Source organism: Photorhabdus sp. RM71S, from assembly GCF_042879355.1.
In the GTDB taxonomy this organism is placed as follows: Bacteria; Pseudomonadota; Gammaproteobacteria; order Enterobacterales; family Enterobacteriaceae; genus Photorhabdus; species Photorhabdus kayaii.
Window position 1 is genome coordinate 1 of sequence record NZ_JBHFKV010000103.1, and the last position, 3,574, is coordinate 3,574.

General features: G+C 32.0%; 5 protein-coding genes. 4 read left to right on the forward strand and 1 reads right to left on the reverse strand.

Annotation, left to right across the window (positions count from 1 at the left end):
* Positions 1 to 132, reverse strand: a 132-nt coding sequence (locus ACGF5R_RS23600; protein WP_387693046.1) for an Rpn family recombination-promoting nuclease/putative transposase, incomplete at its 3' end; no start/stop codon positions are given.
* Positions 133 to 554: 422 nt separating this feature from the next.
* Here ACGF5R_RS23600 and ACGF5R_RS23605 point away from each other — a divergent pair.
* The 4 genes from ACGF5R_RS23605 (at position 555) to ACGF5R_RS23620 (ending at position 3,243) form a co-directional block, all read left to right on the forward strand.
* Positions 555 to 887, forward strand: a complete 333-nt coding sequence (locus tag ACGF5R_RS23605) for an ABC-2 family transporter protein (RefSeq protein ID WP_387693048.1) — start codon at positions 555 to 557, stop codon at positions 885 to 887.
* Positions 888 to 904: 17 nt separating this feature from the next.
* Positions 905 to 1,816 (forward strand): glycosyltransferase, encoded by a 912-nt coding sequence (locus ACGF5R_RS23610; protein WP_112876643.1) that lies wholly within the window; start codon positions 905 to 907, stop codon positions 1,814 to 1,816.
* Positions 1,817 to 1,830: 14 nt separating this feature from the next.
* On the forward strand, positions 1,831 to 2,751 hold the full coding sequence (locus ACGF5R_RS23615; RefSeq protein WP_387693044.1) for a glycosyltransferase: 921 nt from the start codon (positions 1,831 to 1,833) through the stop codon (positions 2,749 to 2,751).
* Between the two features lie 117 nt (positions 2,752 to 2,868).
* Entirely contained in the window at positions 2,869 to 3,243 is a 375-nt protein-coding gene (locus tag ACGF5R_RS23620; protein ID WP_112876645.1) for a hypothetical protein, read from the forward strand.
* The last annotated feature ends 331 nt before the right edge of the window (positions 3,244 to 3,574 follow it).

Here is a 3,574-nt window from a genome sequence, read left to right on the forward strand (position 1 = left end):
TGTGGCTAAATCACACAACGACTGGACCTCTTCGGGCAGATAAAGGGATAAAAATTCCCTGGCCGTTTCGGGCTGCGTTAAAAAATGTTTGAATAACGCGTCATGGTGAGGCTGTTTTTCTTTCTTTGCCACAATCTGTTTCTCTGTCTTATCAGTTAGTCATTACCACTCATTGTCAAGGTATAGTATTTCTACCAAGTTACAAAAAACATTGTTTCAGATTTCCTCAGGCAAATCTTTACCGAATGCATTAATATAAGCGCCTAAAGAATAAAATACTAGAAAATAAAAAACGAGAAAATATTATATTTACAACAACTACTCAATGAAAGTTATTTATTTAAATCAGTATTTAACTTACATTCGCATAATAATAACCATTTTATCAAAACATCGATTGCTTATATTTACGTTAATATTGGATGTTCAGAACGCAAAAATTTAACTGAATTCCCTTCAGATGATCTATTATTTTGAAATGTTACTTAGGAAGCAACAAAACCTTTGCTTCATTGAGCTTTCATTTTATAAATTTACTTCTGTACATTTTGCTGTTGCTGACTGGAATAATAACGTACTACAGTATCTGGTTTATTTGGACTGTTACTTCGTTTTGGTGGCCTGGTAATGAACACCGAGATTCCTTGTTTTTAAATAATATTATTATTGCTCGTTTTCCTATTGATATCTTTAATGGAGGGTTTGGTTTTATTTTTAAGATAATAGTTCCTCTGGCATTAATTGCGAATCCTGCTGCTATGGCGTTAATTGGAAATATTGGATGGGAATTAGGGATAATGTCAGTTTTCATTTCGATTTTTTTCTTAATTCTATCAAGGATAATTTGGCGATTGGGATTAAAATCATATTCCAGCACAGGTAGTTGAGAAAGGAGGGATGTATAATGTATCAAATATATGCAAGTGTTCTTATTATTACGAGGAATAAGCCAGAGCGTCTGGAAATTACGTTACAGTCCCTTGTAAATCAAGAACCAACTGAGGTCCCATTTGAGGTCATTATTATTGATGATGGCTCTGATATTGACTTACGCGTAATAATAGATAAGTTTGCAAATTATCTGGCAATTCAATATATAAAAACGGTACATCAAGGAATTGCTGTCGCTAGAAACGTTGGTATCCATGCTGCAAAAGGTGAAGTTATCATTCTTACAGATGATGATGTAATCGTGAATTCTACATTTGTTAGAGCACATATTTATGAGCATCGTAATGAAGAGAGCTTAGTTGTTGTAGGTGATCGTTATAATGTGTATTGGTCCAATCTCATGAGAGATTCAGTAAGGTATTCTCTTGTTAGGGCATTACATGGAGATATGGAAGGGTTATTGAAACAAGCTCGCAGAGATTTCTATGGAAAACAAACGTTACGATTGTTTGATAGTGAATATCAAAAGAATGATCAGGCTAGGTGGATTTGCTTTGTAGCACGTAATGTTTCAGCACGGAAAAGTGATCTAGTAGAAGTCGGTGGATTTGATGAAGGCTTTATAGGATGGGGAATAGAAGATGTTGAGTTAGGGTATCGTTTAGCTTTACATGGTAATCGTTATAAATATAGATCTGACGCGGTAGTATATCATCTGGAGCATATAGTTGGAAATGACAGGATAAGAGATATTAATAAGAATTTTGAATATTTTATGAAAAAATATCCAACAATTGTCCCTGTCATCTATAAAGAATTTACGTTTGGAGAAATTAGTTTGGAGGGATTTTGTTTATCTTTAGAAAATGGCTTTCGAACAGAAGTGGAAAAATCTAAGAGAACTTATTATAAGATGATTAGATAAAAAGGTGAATTGTAATGAAGAAAGAAGAAAAAATTTTACCTAAAAAATTGAAAATACTACATTTAATACAACATATGAAGGTTGGAGGGGCTCAACGAGCTCTCATTAATATCATAAGATCTACATCGTTATGCTTTGAATATATAGTGGTTAGTACTTTAAACCAGTATGAATCTGAGCTTGAGGAGTTACAGATTAAATTCATAGATTACGCACAAAGAAATCTTATCAAAATAATCATAGAGGAGTTACCTGATATTATTCATTACCATTGGTGGCCCGGATTTAAGATGATACCTAAGAGCCGGATACCTCATAACTGTCATGTTATTGTAACAGTACAAGATCCTGCGCCAATTGAAGATATTCAAGCAGATGTTTATGTTTCAGGAAGCGATTTTATTGACAGATTTCAGGAGCATATCGGAAGAAACAGAAGAATTGTGATTAAAAGTTATATTGATGTGCAACAATTTATTTTAAATAGACAAAAAACGGAAGGAATTATTATTGGGCGACATAGTACTATTTATGAAAATAAGATACCAAAAAACTATATAGCTAATTTAGTCGATTTCAATCTAGATACAACTTTTATTATAGTTGGTGATGGTGATCCTATTCTTATTGATAAATTAAATGAAGAAATAATGATCTGCCAAGCGCAAAATATGATTAATATTTGGCCTGGAAGTAGAATAAGAGAAATGCTTTCTATATGTGATATATTCCTTTATCTTACACCTGATGATAGTTTAGAAGGGTTTGCTAATGTAATTTCAGAAGCGATGGTTTCAGGTATTCCAATTATTGCTGAAAAAAAGGGGGAAATTCAGAACAGATTATTCATGGAGAAACTGGTTTTTTATGTACTGGATATAAACAGGCAAGAGATTTTTGTCAACTTCTTATTCAAGATGAGATTCTGCGTATGAAAATGGGAGAAAATGCCAGAAAGCGCGGAGCAACTTTTGATCGTCATATAATGGGGAGATTATACGATCAAGTGTATATTAACTTAGCAGAATGAAATGAAGATTCAGGGTGGATAGATGAATAAGCATATTGATTTTATAGGTAATTATTTTGAACACTTAGGTCCATACGATTGTTTCTTTAATGCACTTGTTTATTGGATGGAATATCACAATATATGTACTGATGAACTTCATACTTTTAACGTAGATATTTCTTATCATTTGCCTACAGAAATATTTTCTGGAAGTGCTGCGCCACATATATTTTTTATGTTTTTAAAAGAGTTTTTTCATATAGATACAACTGTATATTATCTACAAGAATTAAATGAAATTCCATTAAATGAACTTTTTATTTTAGAATCTAATTCATATTTTTTTCAAATGAATTGGACTATTATCAGAAATTTGATCATACCAAATATGTTGTGTCTAAACGGGTTGGGATAAATAAATTGCTAATGTGGGACCCTTATGATAATGAAACCATTCTTTCATTTATTTCAGACTTGCATAACAGAGATAAATTTAAAATCAACGGTTTTTATCTATCTAGAACGGGGTATAAAATAAATAATTCAATGATAATTCCTTATCTTTTGAGTAAGGATTATATGAAAGAATATATTATTGTTTTTAATCATGCGAAGAAACAGATTTTATATATGAAGGGTAGATTCACATAATAAGTGCAACATCGTTAATCTGGAAGTAAACATGTTCGTATTCCCTTAAATAATTCATTCGGTGTTTTCCCACCCCGTGTTTTTCGGGGGCGATT